The sequence below is a fragment of the Streptomyces sp. NPDC032091 genome, from assembly GCF_055580265.1.
In genome coordinates this window covers 428,079-444,869 of sequence record NZ_JBVILR010000004.1, presented here as the reverse complement: position 1 = coordinate 444,869, position 16,791 = coordinate 428,079, and the positions used below count along the sequence as shown (strand labels likewise).

Genomic DNA, 16,791 nt, shown 5'->3' with positions numbered 1-16,791 from the left:
CCGCCGCGTCACACCGCGCGCTCGCGGCCCTCCCAGTAGGGGTCGCGCAGGCGGCGCTTGTAGAGCTTGCCGTTGGGGTCGCGGGGCATCGTCTCGATGAAGTCGACCGACTTCGGGCGCTTGTAGCCAGCCAGCCGCCCCTCGCAGTGGCGCAGGATCTCGGCGGCGAGCGCCTCGCCCGCCTCGTGGCCCTCGGCGGGTTCGACGACCGCCTTGACCTCCTCGCCCCAGCCGTCGTGCGGGATGCCGAAGGCCGCGGCGTCCGCGACCGCCGGATGGGTGAGGAGGGCGGACTCTATCTCGGCGGGGTAGATGTTCACCCCGCCCGAGATGATCATGTCGATCTTGCGGTCGCGGAGGAAGAGGTATCCCTCCTCGTCGAGCAGGCCGAGGTCGCCGACGGTGAAGAAGTCGCCGATGCGGTTCTTCTTCGTCTTGCCCTCGTCCTTGTGGTAGCTGAAGCCGCCGGTGTTCATCTTCAGGTAGACGGTGCCGAGCTCGCCGGCCCGCAGCCGGTTGCCCTCGTCGTCGAAGATCGCGAGCTCGCTGATCGGCCAGGCCTTGCCGACGGTTCCCGGTTTCTTCAGCCAGTCCTCGGCGGTGGCGAAGGCCCCGCCGCCCTCGCTGGCCGCGTAGTACTCCTCCACGCACCGGCCCCACCAGTCGATCATCGCCCGTTTGACGTGGTCGGGGCAGGGGGCGGCGCCGTGGATGGCGTGCCGCATGGAGGAGACGTCGTAGGCCTCCTTCGTCTTCTGCGGGAGGGCGAGGAGGCGGTGGAACTGGGTGGGCACCATGTGGGTGTGGGTGCAGGCGTGCCGGTCGATCAGGCGCAGCATCTCCTCGGGGCCCCACTTGTCCATCAGCACCAGCGGGTGGCCGATGTGCAGGGACGCGCCCGCGAACTGGAGCACGGCGGTGTGGTAGAGCGGCGAGCAGACGAGGTGGACGTTGCCGTCGAAGGGGCGGATGCCGAAGATGCCGAGGAAGCCGCCGAGGTAGGTCTCCTCCGGGAGCTTCCCGGGCAGGGGGCGGCGGATGCCGCGCGGGCGTCCGGTGGTGCCGGAGGTGTAGTTCATGACCCAGCCGAGGGTGCGGCCGGCCGGGGGCTGCGCGCTCTGCCCGTCGAGGAGTTCGGCGTACGGGCGGAAGCCCGGGACGGCTCCGACGGCGTAGCGGTGGCCGGCGGGCAGTGCGGCCTCGTCCGCGGCGGCCGTGGCGGCCTCGGCGAAGCGCTCGTGGGCGATGAGGACCTTGGCGCCGGAGTCGGAGACGATCCAGGCGATCTCGGGGCCGACGAGGTGGTGGTTGACCGGGACCAGGTAGAAGCCGGCCTGGGAGGCGGCGAGGTAGGCGGTGAGGAACTCGACGCCGTTGGGCAGGACGACGGCGAAGACGTCACCCTGCTCCAGTCCGGCGGCGCGCAGCCCGTGGACCAGCCGGTTGACGTCGGCGTGCAGCCGTCCGGCGGACCATTCCTCGCCCTCGGGCGTGACGAGGACGGTGCGCCCGGGGTCGGCGGCGGCCTGCGCCCAGAAGCCGTTGGGGGGCTGGGACGGGTCACTCATGCTGATCACACCTCTCGGGGCCGGCCGGCGATGCGGTTGACGCGGTCGATGGCGCGCTCGAAGCCGCGGGTGAGCTCGTCGAAGACGTCCTGTACACCGCGTTCCTCGTTCATCCGGCCGACGATCTGGCCGACGGGGGTGCCGAGCAGCGGGCCGACCTCGTACTTCTGGATCCGGGAGACGGCCTCGGCGACCAGCAGGCCCTGGAGGGGCATGGGCAGGGCGCCGGGGCCGGCCGGGTCGTCCCAGGCGTCGGTCCACTCGGTGCGCAGCTGGCGGGCGGGTTTGCCGGTGAGGGCGCGGGAGCGGACGGTGTCGCCGGAACCGGCGGCGAGGAGCTTCTCGGTGAGGGCGCGGGAGTGCAGTTCGGCCTCGGTGGTGGTCAGCCAGAGGGAGCCGAGCCAGACGCCCTGGGCGCCGAGGGCCAGCCCGGCGGCGATCTGCTCGCCGCTGCCGATGCCGCCGGCGGCGAGGACGGGGAGCGGGGCGACGGCCTCGGCGATCTCGGGGACCAGGACCATGGTGGCGATGTCCCCGGTGTGGCCGCCGGCCTCGTAGCCCTGGGCGACGACGACGTCGATGCCGGCCTCGGCGTGGCGGCGGGCGTGCTTGGCGCTGCCGGCGAGGGCGGCGACGAGGACGCCGTGGTCGTGGGCGCGCGCGATGACGTCGGCGGGAGGGGAACCGAGGGCGTTCGCCAGGAGTTTGATGGGGTAGTCGAAGGCGACGTCGAGCTGGCTCCGGGCGACCTGCTCCATCCATCCGGTGATCCGCCAGCCCGAGGCCTCGCCTTCGGGGAGCTCGGGTACCCGGTGCTTGGCGAGGGTGTCGCGGACGAAGTCGCGGTGCGCGGCCGGGATCATCGCCTCGATGTCGGCTTCGGAGATGCCGTCGACGGCCTTCTTGGCGGGCATGACGACGTCGAGGCCGTAGGGCTTGCCGTCGGTGTGCGCCTGCATCCAGTCGAGGTCGCGCTTCAGGTCGTCGGGTGCGGTGTAGCGGACCGCCCCGAGGACGCCGAACCCGCCGGCGCGGGTGATGGCAGCGGCGACCGCCGGGAAGGGCGTGAAGCCGAAGATGGCGTGCTCGATTCCCAGTTTCTTGCTGAGCTCCGTCTCCATGGGCGTGAGGATGCCGTAGCGGGGCGGCCGAGGGAAGAGATTTTCTGATGCTGTGTCAGATTCTTCCGGCCCGGCCGGTGCGGAGGGTACGCGGCGGAGGGGCAGATACCCAGTAGCGTGCGGAGCGCCTGCGGCGGGCGGCGGCGGACACGGGCTCCCGGGGTGCGATGCCGGGTGCGGGGGGCCGGACGCCCCGGACCCGCGTACGGCCGGCCGAGGGCGGCCGAGCACCACAGCCCGGGCCCGCCGGGCGCCGCACGACGGGGCGGTGGGAAGCGGAGAGGAGGACCGATCATGACGGAACGCACGGGGGCCTGCACGAGGGCAGCCGAATCGAAACCCGGGACGCCGGACACGGCCGGGGCCGGGGCCGGGGCGACGGGCACGGGCGCGGCCGGGACCGGGACCGGGACGATGGACACTGCCGAGGCCAGGACCGAGACGCCGGACGCGGCCGAGACGCCGGACGCGGCCGGGACTGAGGCCCTGGCAACGGCCAACGCACCGGCCGGAACCACGGCCGCCACGACCGCCGGGACCGCCAACACCCCCGACCGGACCAGAAGCGCGACCCGGAGCCGAACCGGGACCGGGACCGAAACGACGGGCGCGACCGAGACCCGAGCCCTGGCAGCGGCCGGCGCGACCGCCGGGACCGCCCCCGTCCCAGCCCCCGACCGGACCGGAGGCAGAACCGGGAGCGGGAGCGGGAGCGGGATCGCGGCCGGGGCCGAAGCCGGAAGCGGGACCGGGGAGGGGGGCCGGGGCTTGGGTCGGCCGGTCGGCCCGGGGCTGAGTCGGCGGCGGCTCGGGGCGCGGTTGCTGGCGCTCGGCGGGGTGCTCGTCCTGCACGCGGCGCTGCCGGGCGGCTCCGCCGGAGCCGCGGGCGGGCCGGCCGAGCGGCGGGCCCTCCAGGGGCTGCGCCTGCGGTACGGGTCCGCGCGGCAGGCCGGCCTGCTGGAGCGGCACCTGGAGGGAGTGGCCGACGAGGCCCGGCGCTTCCTCGGCCCCTCCCCCGAACACCCCTACTACGCCGGGGCGGTGGTCCTCGCGGGGCGCGGCCGCACGGTCGCCCTGCACCGGGCCATGGGGGACGCCGTCCGGTACGCGGACTACGACGGCCGCACCGACCGGCCCAGGGAGTTCCCGGCCGCCGAGCGGATCGCGATGACCGAGGACACCGTCTTCGACCTGGCCTCCCTCAGCAAGCTGTTCACCTCCATCATCGCCGTGCAGCAGATGGAGCGGGGCCGGCTGGCGCTGGAGGCACCCGTGGACCGGTACCTGCCGGAGTTCACCGGCGGCGGCAAGGAGGCCGTCACCGTCCGGCAGCTGCTGACGCACACCTCGGGGCTGCGCTCCTGGGCGCCCTTCTACCAGGAGTCGACGCGCGAGGGGCAGTTGAGGCTCCTGTGGTCGGTGCGCCCGCAGGACACCCCCGGAACGGTGTACCGGTACTCGGACCTCAACCTGATCACGCTCCAGCTGCTCCTGGAACGGATCACCGGCCGCACTTTGGACACCCTGATCCACGACGAGATCACCGCTCCGCTCGGTATGCACCGCACACGCTACAACCCCCCGCGCGCCTGGCGCCGCTCCATCGCCGCCACCGAAGTGCAGCGTCCGCCGTGGTCCGGCCTGGACCGGGGTCTCGTCTGGGGTGAGGTCCACGACGAGAACGCGTACGCCCTCGGCGGCGTCGCGGGCCACGCCGGCGTCTTCGGCACCGCCTGGGACCTGGCCGTCCTCTCCCGCACCCTCCTCGACGGCGGCGCCTACGCCGGCCGCCGCATCCTGCGCCCCGCCTCCGTCGAGCTCCTCTTCACCGACTACAACACCGCCTTCCCCGGCGACGACCACGGCCTCGGCTTCGAGCTCTACCAGCACTGGTACATGGGCGCCATGGCCACCCCCCACTCGGCCGGCCACACCGGCTTCACCGGCACCTCCCTGGTCCTCGACCCCTCCACCGACTCCTTCCTCGTCCTCCTCGGCAACTCCGTGCACCCCGTCCGCACCTGGCGCGCCGGCAGCGCCCCCCGGGTGGCCACCGGCAACCGCTTCGCCCGGGCCGTGCCCGTCCGCACGAAGCACGGCGGCCCGGCCTGGTTCTCCGGCATGGAGACCGGCGGCTCGGGCACCCTCACCCTCCCCCCGCTGACCCCCGCCACCGCCGCGGCCCGCCTGCGCTGCGCGGTGTGGTGGGACACCGTGCCCGGCGCCGGGGCCTGCCACCTGGAGGCCTCCGCGGACGGCACCACCTGGCAGCCCGTCCCCTTCTCCACCGTCCGCACCACAGGAGGCGCTCCCGAACCATGGCCGGAAGGCTCGGCGGGCGGCTGGTCGGGCCGCATCTGGCACCGCTTGGAGGCCCCCCTCCCCACCTGGGCGGGCCGCGAGGTCAGACTCCGCTTCCGCCACGAGGCGACGGGCCGCTACGTGGGCCGCGGCGTCTACGTGGACGTCATCAGCGTCTCCGAACCCCGAGCCCTCCTCTTCTCCGAAGACCGCCCCCAGGACGCCACCCGCCTCGAACCCAAGGGCTGGACCCGCTCCCCGGACTGACCGGCGCCCCCGGCAGACTCGTTCGGCCCGCTGTCAGTGCCGGGTGCGAGAGTGGAACCACTCACGCACAGTCACCAGCAGGGGGTTCCAGATGGCCGACGATCAGGACGTGTCCGCGTCCGCGACGGGCGGGTTCGAGGAGGGGTGGTACGCCACCGACCTCGGGGCATACCGGCCCGGCGCCCACACCTACGACCACTACGAACACGACAGCCTCCCCCCGCTCGACCCCTCCCGGTACACCGGCGCGTTCGACTGGCTCGGCGGGGATGCGGGCCAGGGTGAACCGATGCCTGGACGGACCGCCCCCCTGCGTGCGGCGGCGGAGGCACTCGCCGCGCACGGTCTGAGCCTGCCGTCGGACTTCAGCGCCTTCCACAGCAGCCCGCACCACCTCCTGCTCGACGAGGTCTCGGTGACCGCCTGCTGGACCAGCATCTCCGCACCGCTGCCCAGCCCCGTCGAACCGCGGGCCTTCCTGGTCCGGTTCCTGCGGGACCAGCAGGACTGCCTGTTCTGGTACCTCTACGTCCGTTCCACCGGCCCGACCTTCGTGGTGGTCTCCCCGGTGGACTACGAGGACGAGGCACAGGCCCATCCCACAGACGAGCCCGTCGACGTGGAGGCACACCGCGCGCAGATCCACTGGTGCGCCCCGTCGTTCGAGGCGTTCGCGCACCGCTACTGGCTGGAGAACCGCCTCTGGCACGTCGTACACGGCATGGGAGGAGACGACAGCCTCGCCGACCCCCAACTGCGGGCCTACGCAGCCCACTACATACCCTCCGTGCTCACGGACTGACCTGCCGTGCAGGCAACGGCAGGGCCGGGGCGGCTCCAGAGGCCCATGTGCGGCAGCTCGGGCGACGTCCTCGTTTGCAGCGACAACGACACCACGGAGCGCATCGACAAGGCCTCGGGACAGGTCATGTGGCACGAGCCCGGCCACGTCGTCGAACTCGCGCAAGAGACGGTCCTGGTATCCGACAAGGACCAGAGCACGCTGATGGGATTCGACGTGAAGACGGGCAAGCAACTCTGGTCTGTGGCGGCCATCTCACCGGGCTGGGGCTACCTCCACGTGCGGGCGTCGACGGTGCTCTGGAGGAACGGCAACCGGATCGAGCGCAGGGACCTACGGACCGGAAAGGTGCTGGCGACCCTTCACCACCTCCATCGCGCTCCTTGATCCCGTCACCTTGGACACCGGCAAGGTGATCACCACGCTTGAAGGTTCGTTTGAAGCGCTCACGGCCGATCGGAGCTCCCTCACGTTCCTGGCCGACGTGATCGACGCCAAAAACAGAAACCGTGTGGGCCAGGTAAACGTCTCGGACGGGAGGGTCACGCGCCTCGCCCTCCAGGACACCCCGTCGGCCAATGCCCTCGTACAGGGCGACCGACTCTATCTCAGCCGGGCGGACGGCAGGTTGACCTCCTACGACATGGCGACGGCCCACCCGACGTGGACCGTGGAGACGGGGAGCGACTCCCCCGCCCTGCCGGTCTTCGCCGACGGCCGCCTGTACAGCCTCGCGGGCAACGGCCGCATCACCTGCGTGGACGTCGCCACCGGCAAGGCCCTCTGGCAGAGCGCGGCCCGCCGGGACCTGAACGCGTCCGCCGGTGGCGGCGGCCTTCAGGACCGCCCGGAATTCGCGGTGATCGACCGGGTGGTCTACGCGGGGGCCGGCACGGGGGCCGTTTTCGCCGTCACCCCGCCCGGTCGCTGAAGCTAGGCCCTTCCGGTGCGGCGGCCCGTCACCACCAGGTTGCCGTCCGTCGTGCGGTGGGCGACGTGGCCCGTGCGGAGGTAGCCGTCGGGGGTGAAGGTGCGGGCGTCGTGGTCGGGGGCCCGGTAGTAGCCGCGGATCGTGTGCGGGCCGCGGGCGAGGAGTTCGCCGGGGGTGCCGTCCGGGACGGGGGCGCCGTCGGCGTCGACCAGGCGGATCTGGTCGTCGGGCGAGAGCGGGCGGCCGTGGGTGGCGAGGGCGGGGTCGTCGGGGTCGGTGGGGCGGGTGAGGGTGAGCAGGCCCTCGGGCGTGCCGAAGACCTGCTGGACGCGGCAGTCCAGGGCCGTGCCGATCCGCTCGGCGGTCGCGCGGTCCGGGGGCGTCCCCGCGATCTGCGCGAGGCGCAGGGCGGAAGGGGCGGGGCCGGCGGCCGGAAGGGCGTCGAGCCAGCGCCGGGCGGTGTCCGGGGTCATCGCGGTGACCGTCACCCGCTCCCGGACGAGGGTCGCGAGGCAGACGGCGGGGTCGGTCACATCGGCCAGGACCACGGTGGCGCCGGCCGACAGGGCGCCGATGACGCCGGGGGCGCCGAGGGCGAGGTCGGCGTCGGCGGGCAGTGCGGTGAGGTAGACGTCGTCCTCCGTGAGGGAGACCGACCGGGCGGCGGCGGTCGCCTGGTAGGCGAAGTCGTCATGCGTGCGCGGGACGAGCACACCGGCGCCCGACACCAGCAGGAAGGCCACCTGGCCCGCGCCCAGCGGGAGCGCCGGCTCGGGCGGGGCGTCGAGGGAGCCCAGCGGGGCGTACTGGCAGTTCGACGGGTCGGTGGTGAGGCCGCCGTACGGGGACTCGGTGCCCGGCGCCTCATAGGTGAACACCCGCCGCAGGAACGGCCATCGGGCGGCGATGCCGGCGGCCATCGCCGTGTGGTCGAAGCCTGCGTGCACCGACGGGCCGACGTAGCCGACCGCCTGGGCGGTGCGCACGAGTTCGGGCACCTCGGGCTCGCGGGCGGAGAGCGGGCAGAACACGGGGACCAGCCCGGCCCGCATCAGCGCGAACGCGGTGACCACGAACTCCGGCACGTCCGGCAGCTGGACGACCACCCGCATCCCGGGCCGCAGCCCGCGCCCCCGGAACCCGGCGGCCATGCGGTCCACGCGCCGGTTGAGCCGCGCGTACGTGAGACGGGTGTCCCCGTGCACGAGCGCGGTGCGCGGCCCGTACTGGAGGGCCCAGCCGCGCAGCAGGTTGTCCAGGGTGTTGCCCTGCCAGTGCCCGGCCGCCCAGTAGTGGTCGACGAACTCGTCCGGCCAGGGCGTACACCCTTCGAGCAGCGATGCCATGTCCCCGTCCCTCCCCGTTGACCCCGCCCAGCCAAGCCCGCCGCCCCCGGCCCGGGCAATACGCCGTCCCGACCAGGCAGGAAGCCCCGCTTGGGTGGAACGTCCAACCGGTCAGACCAATCCCGTAGGGGGTCAGGCGGGCCCAGCGCCACGCACTGCAGTTCAGCGATCATGACCCGGGTCCTGGACGGCCGAGTCCAGGACGGCGTCGAGCATCCGGCGGACGGTGGTGGTGAGTTCGGCCGGGTCCGGGGCCGGGCGGGCGTGGGCGAGGGCGCCCGCGAGGCGGTCGTAGAGCAGGCCGTCCGTCCAGGCGGCCAGCAGTTCGGCGCTCTCCTGCGGGTCCCGCGCGCCCAGTGCCGCCAGGACGGCCGCCGCGCGGGCCCTGACGGCTAGGCCCGCCTCGCGCAGGTCCGGCTCCAGTTCGGGGTTGCGCGCCGCCTCCAGGCTGAGCTCGAAGCGGGCCAGCTGGCGTTCGCGGCCCGCCGTCAGCCAGTGGTGCAGCAGGGCGCCCAAGGCCCGGGCGGCGGAGTCGCGGTCGGCCGGCGGCCGCAACGGGCCTTCGGAGACGTTCAGTTCGGCCAGTCGCCGGTAGCAGGCGGCGATCAGGGCGGTGCGGGTGCGGAAGTAGTACGAGGTGCTGCCCGCCGGGAGCCCGGCGGCGCCGTCGACGGCGCGGTGGGTGAGGCCGCGCAGTCCGCCGGCCGCGACGAGGCCGATCGCGGTGTCCGCGATCAACGTCCGGCGGTCCGCCGCCGGGGCCGCCGCCGGTTCGGGTGGGGTGGGGGATTTCCGGGTGGACATGGAGCCACTCTACAGCTGTAGAGTGAGGAACGAGCCTCTACGGATGTAGAGGGATGCTTTCCCGAACGCAGGAGGCCGTGCCATGCCCGTACGCCAGCGCCACGCCGTCGTCGCCGGAGCCGGGATCGGCGGGCTCACCGCCGCCCTCGCCCTGAGCCGCCAGGGCTGGAAGGTCACCGTGTGCGAGCGGGCGGACGGGCCCACCGCCGTCGGCGCCGGCATCCTGCTCGCCCCCAACGCCCTGCGCGCCTTCGACGCCATCGGCTTCGACCCCGCCCCCGGGCCGGGCGGCGCCGGGGCGGTGGCGATGGGGGTGCGCCGCCCCGGCGGCGGCTGGCTCAACCGGGCCGACCCCGCCGCCCTGACCGCCCGCTACGGCCGGCCCCCGCTGGCCCTGCACCGGGCGGCGCTGACCGCCGCGCTGGCCGCCGAACTCCCCGAGGGCGCCCTGCGGTACGGGGCCGCCGTCACCGCCGTGGACGAGGGCGACGGGCGCGCGGTGGTCCGTACCGCCGCCGGGGACCTCACCGCCGACGCCGTCGTCGCCGCCGACGGCATCCACAGCCCGCTGCGCCGCCGCCACTTCCCCCACCACCCCGGACTGCACTACAGCGGCGAGACCGCCTGGCGCACCGTCCTGCCCGCCGGGACGGCTCCCGCGGGCATCGGGGCGGCCGAGACCTGGGGGCGCGGCGAGCGCTTCGGCACGGTGCCGCTCGCCGACGGCGGGCTGTACGTCTACGCGACGGCCGTCGTCCCCGAGGGGCACCGGCCCGCCGACGTCCGCTCCGAACTCCTGCGCCGGTTCGGCACCTGGCACCACCCGGTCCCCACCCTGCTGGAGCGGATCGACCCGGCCCGGGTGCTCCAGCACGACCTGTACGACCTGGCCGCCCCGCTCCCCCGCCTGCACCACGGCCGCACCGCCTGGATCGGCGACGCCGCGCACGCCATGACCCCCAACCTCGGGCAGGGCGGCTGCCAGGCCGTCGAGGACGCCGTCGTGCTGGCCCACCTGCTCACCCGCCCGGACGTACCGGCCGCCCTGGCCGCCTACACCCGGGCCCGGCTCGCCCGGACCGACGCCATCCGGGTCCGCGCCCGCCGGGCCGGCCGGATCGCCGCCCTGGGGCACCCGGTGGCCGTCGCCGCCCGCGACCTCGCCCTCCGCGCCGTCCCCGCCCGCGCCTCGCTGCGCGCCCTGGACGACCTGTTCGACGGCTTCAGCCTCCCGGGGGCCGCCGGGTAGCGGCCGGACGGGGGCGGAACGGAATGCCCGACGTGCCCGGGGGCGTTGAGGCTCGTTGTCGAGGTTGTCGACCGTTCACACGAACGAACTCAGGGAGAACGACATGACGAGCGACATCGACTGGGACCACCCCTCCGACCCCAAGCCGGGCAGCTGGCAGCTGGACCACCTGCGGCAGTACGTGGACTCGAACGGCGCCGAGGGTCACGAGTGGCGGGGCACCCGCACGCTGCTGCTCACGACCGTGGGCCGGGTGTCCGGCAACCCCGTACGGACCCCCCTGATCTACGGGGAGGCCGACGGCCGCTACCTGCTCGTCGCCTCGAAGGGCGGCGCCCCCGAGCACCCGCTGTGGTACCGGAACCTGACGGCCCACCCCGAGGTCCGCATCCAGGTCGGCCCCGAGGTCCTGCAGGGCACGGCGCGGACCGCGACCGCCGAGGAACACCGCGCGTACTGGCCGGTGATGGTCGGCGAGTGGCCCGACTACGACGAGTACCAGACCAAGACGGACCGGGCGATCCCCATCGTGGTCATCGAGCCGGTGCGGCAGAACTGACGGCCGCCGCCGGGGTCAGCGCCCCAGCAGCGCCATCGCCGCGTTGTGGCCCGGGATCCCGCTGACCCCGCCGCCGCGGGCCGCCCCCGCCCCGCACAGCAGCACGTTGGGGCGCGCGGTCTCCACGCCCCACCGCCCCGCCTCCCCGTACGGCCAGGACAGGTCGCGGTGGAAGATGTGGCCGCCGGGCAGGCGCAGTTCCTGCTCCAGGTCCAGCGGGGTCTTCGCCTCGATGCAGGGCCGGCCGTCGGCGTCGAAGGCCAGGCAGTCGGTGAGCGGTTCGGCGAGGTGCGCGTCGAGTTGGGCGAGGGTGGCGGTCAGCAGGACCTCGCGCGTCTGCCGGTTGTCCTTCTCGAACAGCCGGGCCGGCGTGTGCAGTCCGAACAGGGTGAGGGTCTGACAGCCTTGCGCGGTCAGTTCCGGCCCGAGGATGGTGGGGTCGGTCAGCGAGTGGCAGTAGATCTCCGAGGGCGGTACGGAGGGCAGTTCACCGGCGGCGGCCTCGGCGTGGGCGCGCTGGAGCTGTTCGTAACCCTCGGCGACGTGGAAGGTCCCGGAGAAGGCCTCGCGGGGGTCCACCGAGGTGTCGCGCAGCCGGGGCAGCCGGCGCAGCAGCATGTTGACCTTGAACTGGGCGCCTTCGGGGGCCCGTACGACCGGGTCCGGGGCCTCGCCGAGGAGTTCGGCGAGCGCCCTCGGGGAGGCGTTGACCAGGACGGTGCGTCCGACGACGGCGCCCTCGCCCGTCGCCGTCCGGAAGGTGACCTCGGCGGGGGAGGTGCCGTCGGTGTGGATCCGCAGCGCCTCGTGCCCGGTGGCGATCTCCGCGCCGCCCGCGCGGGCGGCGTCGGCCAGCGCGTCCGTGAGCGCGCCCATGCCGCCGACGGGCACGTCCCAGTCGCCGGTGCCGCCGCCGATGACGTGGTAGAGGAAGCAGCGGTTCTGGGCGAGGGAGAGGTCGTGGGCGTCGGCGAAGGTGCCGATCAGGGCGTCGGTGAGGACCACGCCCCGGACCAGGTCGTCGGCGAAACGCTCCTCCACCGCCCGGCCGAGGGGCTCCTCGAACAGCATCCGCCAGGCCTGCTCGTCGTCGATCCTGGCCCGCAGCTCGGCGCGGGTGGGCAGGGGTTCGGTGAGGGTGGGGAAGACGCGTTCGGCGAGCCGGCCGGTGGTGGCGTAGAAGGCCCGCCAGGCCTCGTACTCCCGGTCGGAGCCGGTGAGCCGGGCGAAGGATTCCCGCGTACGGTCCTCCCCGCCGCCGACGAGCAGCCCGCCGGGGCGGCCACCCCGGGTGAAGGGCGTGTACGAGGACACCGTGCGCCGGCGCACCCGGAACCGCAGCCCCAGATCGCGGACGATCTTCGCGGGGAGCAGGGACACCAGGTAGGAGTAGCGCGAGAGCCGTGCGTCGACCCCGGCGAAGGGCCGGGTGGAGACGGCGGCGCCGCCGGTGTGCCCGAGCCGTTCCAGGACCAGGACGGAACGGCCCGCGCGGGCCAGGTAGGCGGCGGCGACGAGGCCGTTGTGGCCGCCTCCGACGATCACCGCGTCGTACACGTCGTGCGCGAAACCCGTGGAGCCTGCGTCAGCGGTCATGGCTCTTGGTAACACACCTGGCCCAGCCGCTCCAGACAGTGTGCCTCGTCGGCGTGGGCGAGGACGGTGTCCGGGTGCTCGTCGCCGAGGGAGCGTTCGCGGATGCCGGACAGCTCCCGGTAGACGGGCAGCGCCTGGTCCCAGCGGCCGAGCCGGCCGAGTCCGACGGCGAGTTCCCGTCGGCTGACCAGGGTGTCGGGGTGCTCGGCGCCCAGGGCCTTGGCGCGGGCCGCGCCCACCTCGCGGGCTTCGGCCACCGCCTCCTCCCAGCGGTCGAGGCGGCCGAGGTTGACGCCGAGGACGTGCCGGGCCCGCAGGGTCTCGGGGTCGGCCGCGCCGTAGGCCCGGGTGCGGTCGCGGACCAGGGCCCGGAACAGGTCGAGGGCCTCGGCGGCGCGGCCGGTGCGGCCGAGCGCGATGCCGGTCTCGTAGCGGGCGGCGAGGGCGTCGGGGTGGTCCCGGCCGAGGACCCGCTCGCGGGCGGCGGCGACGTGGCGGAAGACGCTCAGCGCCTCGTTCCAGCGGCCGAGCCGGCCGAGGGCGTAGCCCACCTCGTACCGGGTCAGGAGCGTGTCGACGTGCTCGGGGCCGAGTACGGCGGTGCGGTCGGCCGCGACCGCGGCGGCGGCCTCGTGGGCCTCGGCGTGCCGGCCGAGGGCGCCGAGGGCGCAGGCCAGGTTGTGGCGGCAGCGCAGGGTGTCGGGGTGGCGGGGGCCGGCGGTGCGGATGCGGGCGGCGAGCACCGTCCGGTACATCTCGTAGGCCTCGCCGTGCCGGCCGAGGCGTCCGAGTTCGTACGCCTCCTCCTGGCGGGCGGCCAGGGTGTCGGCGTGGTCGGGGCCGAGCACCCGCGCCCGGCCGTCGGCCACGGCGGCGTACACGGCGAGGGCCTCCTCGGGCCGGCCGGCCCGGCTGAGGGCGAACGCGCGGATGTGCCCGGCGTCGAGGGAGTCGGGCCGGCCCGGGTCGGTCGGGGCGTGCGTGCCGACCGAGCCGTGGACGCCGGTGAGCCGGGGGTCCTCGGCGGGGGCGGGCCGCAGGATCCGCTGCTCACCGGAGGGGACGTCGCCGAAGGGGTACCCGTCGGCCCGGGGGCCTCCGAAGGGGTCGGTCCCGGGCCCGACGGCGGGGCCCGGCCCGGAGGCCGCGCCGAAACCGTCCCCGGCCGGGCCTCCGTGGCCGGACGGCGCCGTCCCGACGGCGGGGCCGGAGCCCGGAGCGGCGTCGAAACCCGAGCCCGGAGCGGACAGCGGGGCTGCCCGCCCGGGCGCGGCGGGGTGCGCGGGCTGACCGGACGCGGAGGAGGACGCGGCGCCGCCGCCCCCGGGCATCGCGGCACCGACCGCCCCCGGGACGGCGGCGGGGCCGGACCCGGAGAGGGCGGCGGGGTCGAACCCGAGCCCGGTCATGGGGCCGGACCCGTGCAGGACGGCGTGGCCGGAGGCGGACACGGCGGCGTGGCCGGACCCGTGCTGGGCCGCGCGGCCGGACCCTTGAACGGCCGCCGGTGCGGACCCGGAGACGGCGGCCTGGCCGGGCCCGTGCAGGGCCGCGGGGCCGGACCCGTGCACGCCGGCGTCGCCGGAGGCGGCGGCCTGCCTGGACAGGGGCAGGGAAGCGGTACCGGACGCGGGCGCGGACGCGGTACCCGGTACGGGGCCGGCCGCCCGGTACCCGCCCTCGGGGTCGGCACCGGGCGCGGGGCTGCCGTCGGACACGGACCCGCCACCGGGCACGGAGTGACCACCGGCGACCGGCTGCGCACCCGGAACGGGGTGGCCCCCGGACCCGGACCGGCCCACCTGAACGGCAGCGCCGGCCCCCGACCAGCCACCCGCAACGGGGTCGCCGCCGGCCCCCGGCCGGCCACCCGCGACAGAGTCGCCACCCGCACCCGGCCAACCGTCCGCGACGGCATCGCCACCCGCCCCCGCCCGGCCACCCCCAACAGGGTCGCCGCCCGCAACAGGAGCGCCGTCAACGCCCGCCCGGCCACCCGCAACAGGATCGCCGCCGGCTTCCGGCCGGCTGTGCGCAGCGGTGTGGCCGGCCGGGCCGGTGGTGCCGCCCGAGAGGGGCGGGGGGCCGGCGGGGGACGGGTGCCCCGGCGGCAGCGGGTGGCTCACCGCCGGGCGGCGGGCCGCCGTCCAGGAACCGGTGAGGACCGCCCACTCCCCGCTCGCCGGCCGGGCGTCGATGCCGGCCTTGCGCCCGGCCGTCATCCCCGCGGCCCACGCCGGCAGCGGGGCCTGGACGCGGCCCGCGCCGCCCGCGCCGAGGCGCGCCTCGGTCAGCCGGCGGTGCAGGTGCCGGGCGTCGCCGGGCCGGTCCTCGGGGCGCTTGGCCAGCAGGTCCAGCACGATCCGCTCGAAGTACCCGGGCAGCTCGGGCCGGTGGTCGCGGGGCGGCACGGGCGCGGTGTCGCGGTGGCCGACCAGCACCGACCAGGAGTCGCCGAGGTCGAACGGCGGCGCCCCGGTGGCGATCTCGTAGAGCACGCAGCCCAGGGAGTAGAGGTCGCTGCGGTGGTCCACCTCGCCGCCGGCGATCTGCTCGGGCGACATGTAGTGCGGGGTGCCCATGGCCATGCCGCCGCCGGTCAGCTTGGCGGTGAAGCCGATGTCGGCGGCCAGCCGGGCGATGCCGAAGTCGCAGATCTTCACGGTGCCGTCGGTGAGCCGCATGATGTTCGCCGGCTTGAGGTCGCGGTGGACGACACCCTGGTCGTGGGTGTAGCCGAGGGCCGCGGCCATCTGCTCCGCGATGTCGAGGACCACGTCGACGGGGAGCGGGCGCGCCTCGTTCTCCTCCATCAGCTGGCTGAGGTTGCGGCCCTCCAGGAGCTCCATGACCAGGTAGAGGGGGCCTCCGGCGGCGCTGTCGTCGCCGAAGTCGTGCACGACGGTGACGCCCCGGTGCTGGAGGGAGGCCGCGACGCGGGCCTCGCGGCGGAAGCGCTCGCGCAGGACCTGCGTGAAGTGCGCGTCCTGTTCGGCGCCGACCGGCTTGAGGCACTTCACGGCGACCTGCCGGCCCAGCGACTCGTCGCGGGCGCGCCACACCTCGCCCATGCCGCCGCGCCCGATCAGATCGAGTGACCGGTACCGGCCCTGGATCAGTCTGGACTCCGCCATGTCTTAAAGCCGCCCCCGTCGTCGTGCCCGTCGTCGTATCGCGCCCTCCCCAGCCGGTCCAGTATGGCCGCTGACTTACGCAGTGTGTACGCGGAGGGGCGGCTCCCGGGGCCCAGTCGGCGCATCGCTCTCAAGATGTGACCTGGAGGCAGCTGCCAGCGTAGACCTGCGGGAATGGTGCGCAGCACGCGACCCGTGAGACGCAGGCGCCGGGTGACCGTGCGTGAGGGCGGTGCGGGCCGGCCGTACAGCTGGTGCGCCCAGCCGGGAAGGCTGGCGTAGGCGAGTCCGGCGAGTGGACGCCACAACAGGTTTCGGCCAGGAACGAGCAGCGGTGGAACGGGCGGTGAGCGCAGGAACGCGTCGACGGCCCGGGCGTCCGCACCGGCGGCGAGCCGGGGACGGACCCGCTCGAAGTACGCGGCCAGCTGTGCGGTCCCGGCGGGAACGCCGGCCGGATCGAGGCCGACGAGGCGGGCGTTGACGCGGTTCTCGTCCACATAGCGGTCGGCCTGGGCGGCGGTGAGCGGAACGCCCGACCTGCGCAGTACGTGCAGGAAGCTGTCGATCTGCGCGCAGTGCACCCACAGGAGGAGTTCGGGGTCGTCGACCGGGAACCGCTCCCCCGTCTCCGGGTCGGTGGCCGAGAGCCGGCGGTGGACGGCGCGGACGTGGGCGCCGGCCCGTTCGGCGGCGTCGGTGGTGCCGTAGGTGAGGGTGCCGACGAAGTCGGCGGTGCGCAGCAGCCGCCCCCAGGCGTCCTCGGCGAAGGCCGAGTTCTCCATGACCCCGCGGACGGCGCGCGGGTGGAGGGCCTGGAGGTAGAGCGCCCGGACTCCGGCGATCCACATGAGCGGGTCGCCGTGGCACTGCCAGGTGACGGACCCGGGTCCGTACAGTCCCGGGTCGGCGCCCTCGTACGGAGCTCCGCTCATCGCCCGCCTCCCGCGGGGAGCCTACCCAGCCGGGCGCGGGTCCGACCGCCCTCGCCGCGGCGCGGCGCGAAACCGCCGGATGCCGGCCGGCCCCGGGGGCGGGCGGGCGGCCGTCGGCGTCAGCGGTCCGTCAGGACCGGGACCGGCGGCGTCAAGGTCCCGTCAGGGGGCGTCGGCG

The 16,791-nt window shown here is 75.0% G+C and carries 13 protein-coding genes; 6 read left to right on the top strand and 7 right to left on the bottom strand.

The annotated features are described in order from the left end of the window. Positions 1-8: 8 nt before the first annotated feature. Both ACZ5NJ_RS10150 and ACZ5NJ_RS10145 read right to left on the bottom strand, forming a co-directional pair. On the bottom strand, positions 9-1,568 hold the full coding sequence (locus tag ACZ5NJ_RS10150; RefSeq protein WP_468764256.1) for an acyl-CoA synthetase: 1,560 nt from the start codon (positions 1,566-1,568) through the stop codon (positions 9-11). Between the two features lie 5 nt (positions 1,569-1,573). After that, a complete protein-coding gene (locus ACZ5NJ_RS10145; RefSeq protein ID WP_468764255.1) occupies positions 1,574-2,689 on the bottom strand; it encodes an NAD(P)H-dependent flavin oxidoreductase in 1,116 nt (371 codons plus the stop codon). Between the two features lie 768 nt (positions 2,690-3,457). Here ACZ5NJ_RS10145 and ACZ5NJ_RS10140 point away from each other — a divergent pair. The 4 genes from ACZ5NJ_RS10140 to ACZ5NJ_RS10125 all read left to right on the top strand — a co-directional run bounded on the left by ACZ5NJ_RS10140 (position 3,458) and on the right by ACZ5NJ_RS10125 (position 6,990). Then, positions 3,458-5,257 (top strand): serine hydrolase domain-containing protein, encoded by a 1,800-nt coding sequence (locus tag ACZ5NJ_RS10140; protein ID WP_468764254.1) that lies wholly within the window; start codon positions 3,458-3,460, stop codon positions 5,255-5,257. A 91-nt stretch (positions 5,258-5,348) separates the two neighbouring features. After that, positions 5,349-6,059: a hypothetical protein gene (locus tag ACZ5NJ_RS10135; RefSeq protein ID WP_468764253.1), complete on the top strand. Its 711-nt coding sequence runs from the start codon at positions 5,349-5,351 to the stop codon at positions 6,057-6,059. Positions 6,060-6,104: 45 nt separating this feature from the next. Next, complete coding sequence (locus ACZ5NJ_RS10130) at positions 6,105-6,446, top strand: outer membrane protein assembly factor BamB family protein (RefSeq protein ID WP_468764252.1); 342 nt, start codon at positions 6,105-6,107, stop codon at positions 6,444-6,446. A gap of 10 nt (positions 6,447-6,456) precedes the next feature. Then, positions 6,457-6,990, top strand: a complete 534-nt coding sequence (locus ACZ5NJ_RS10125; protein WP_468764251.1) for an outer membrane protein assembly factor BamB family protein — start codon at positions 6,457-6,459, stop codon at positions 6,988-6,990. 2 nt (positions 6,991-6,992) lie between these two features. Here ACZ5NJ_RS10125 and ACZ5NJ_RS10120 read toward each other — a convergent pair whose 3' ends face one another. After that, positions 6,993-8,336, bottom strand: coding sequence for an AMP-binding protein (locus tag ACZ5NJ_RS10120; protein ID WP_468764250.1), 1,344 nt, complete (start codon positions 8,334-8,336; stop codon positions 6,993-6,995). Between the two features lie 162 nt (positions 8,337-8,498). Next, on the bottom strand, positions 8,499-9,140 hold the full coding sequence (locus ACZ5NJ_RS10115; RefSeq protein ID WP_468764249.1) for a TetR/AcrR family transcriptional regulator: 642 nt from the start codon (positions 9,138-9,140) through the stop codon (positions 8,499-8,501). A gap of 82 nt (positions 9,141-9,222) precedes the next feature. Here ACZ5NJ_RS10115 and ACZ5NJ_RS10110 point away from each other — a divergent pair, with 82 nt between their 5' ends. Then, entirely contained in the window at positions 9,223-10,389 is a 1,167-nt protein-coding gene (locus ACZ5NJ_RS10110; RefSeq protein WP_468764248.1) for an FAD-dependent monooxygenase, read from the top strand. A gap of 103 nt (positions 10,390-10,492) precedes the next feature. Next, positions 10,493-10,948 (top strand): nitroreductase family deazaflavin-dependent oxidoreductase, encoded by a 456-nt coding sequence (locus ACZ5NJ_RS10105; RefSeq protein ID WP_468764247.1) that lies wholly within the window; start codon positions 10,493-10,495, stop codon positions 10,946-10,948. A 15-nt stretch (positions 10,949-10,963) separates the two neighbouring features. Here the strand turns inward: ACZ5NJ_RS10105 and ACZ5NJ_RS10100 are convergent, their stop codons facing one another. The 3 genes from ACZ5NJ_RS10100 to ACZ5NJ_RS10090 are packed head-to-tail and all read right to left on the bottom strand — an operon-like array spanning position 10,964 to position 16,613. After that, positions 10,964-12,544, bottom strand: coding sequence for a phytoene desaturase family protein (locus ACZ5NJ_RS10100; RefSeq protein WP_468764246.1), 1,581 nt, complete (start codon positions 12,542-12,544; stop codon positions 10,964-10,966). Continuing rightward, positions 12,541-15,678 carry a protein kinase domain-containing protein gene (locus tag ACZ5NJ_RS10095; RefSeq protein ID WP_468764245.1) on the bottom strand — a complete coding sequence of 1,046 codons (3,138 nt, stop codon included), beginning with the start codon at positions 15,676-15,678 and terminating at the stop codon, positions 12,541-12,543. The genes ACZ5NJ_RS10100 and ACZ5NJ_RS10095 overlap by 4 nt, the downstream gene beginning before the upstream one ends. Then, positions 15,660-16,613 carry an oxygenase MpaB family protein gene (locus ACZ5NJ_RS10090; protein ID WP_468764244.1) on the bottom strand — a complete coding sequence of 318 codons (954 nt, stop codon included), beginning with the start codon at positions 16,611-16,613 and terminating at the stop codon, positions 15,660-15,662. Before ACZ5NJ_RS10090 ends, ACZ5NJ_RS10095 begins: the two co-directional genes overlap by 19 nt. Positions 16,614-16,791: the final 178 nt, after the last annotated feature.

Bases quoted from the DNA above. Each gene is read 5' to 3' on its own strand.
- ACZ5NJ_RS10150 (WP_468764256.1), bottom strand. From the start codon at position 1,568: ATGAGTGACCCGTCCCAGCCCCCCAACGGCTTCTGGGCGCAGGCCGCC.
- ACZ5NJ_RS10145 (WP_468764255.1), bottom strand. From the start codon at position 2,689: ATGGAGACGGAGCTCAGCAAGAAACTGGGAATCGAGCACGCCATCTTC.
- ACZ5NJ_RS10135 (WP_468764253.1), top strand. From the start codon at position 5,349: ATGGCCGACGATCAGGACGTGTCCGCGTCCGCGACGGGCGGGTTCGAG.
- ACZ5NJ_RS10130 (WP_468764252.1), top strand. From the start codon at position 6,105: ATGTGCGGCAGCTCGGGCGACGTCCTCGTTTGCAGCGACAACGACACC.
- ACZ5NJ_RS10120 (WP_468764250.1), bottom strand. From the start codon at position 8,336: ATGGCATCGCTGCTCGAAGGGTGTACGCCCTGGCCGGACGAGTTCGTC.
- ACZ5NJ_RS10115 (WP_468764249.1), bottom strand. From the start codon at position 9,140: ATGTCCACCCGGAAATCCCCCACCCCACCCGAACCGGCGGCGGCCCCG.
- ACZ5NJ_RS10110 (WP_468764248.1), top strand. From the start codon at position 9,223: ATGCCCGTACGCCAGCGCCACGCCGTCGTCGCCGGAGCCGGGATCGGC.
- ACZ5NJ_RS10105 (WP_468764247.1), top strand. From the start codon at position 10,493: ATGACGAGCGACATCGACTGGGACCACCCCTCCGACCCCAAGCCGGGC.
- ACZ5NJ_RS10100 (WP_468764246.1), bottom strand. From the start codon at position 12,544: ATGACCGCTGACGCAGGCTCCACGGGTTTCGCGCACGACGTGTACGAC.
- ACZ5NJ_RS10095 (WP_468764245.1), bottom strand. From the start codon at position 15,678: ATGGCGGAGTCCAGACTGATCCAGGGCCGGTACCGGTCACTCGATCTG.
- ACZ5NJ_RS10090 (WP_468764244.1), bottom strand. From the start codon at position 16,613: ATGAGCGGAGCTCCGTACGAGGGCGCCGACCCGGGACTGTACGGACCC.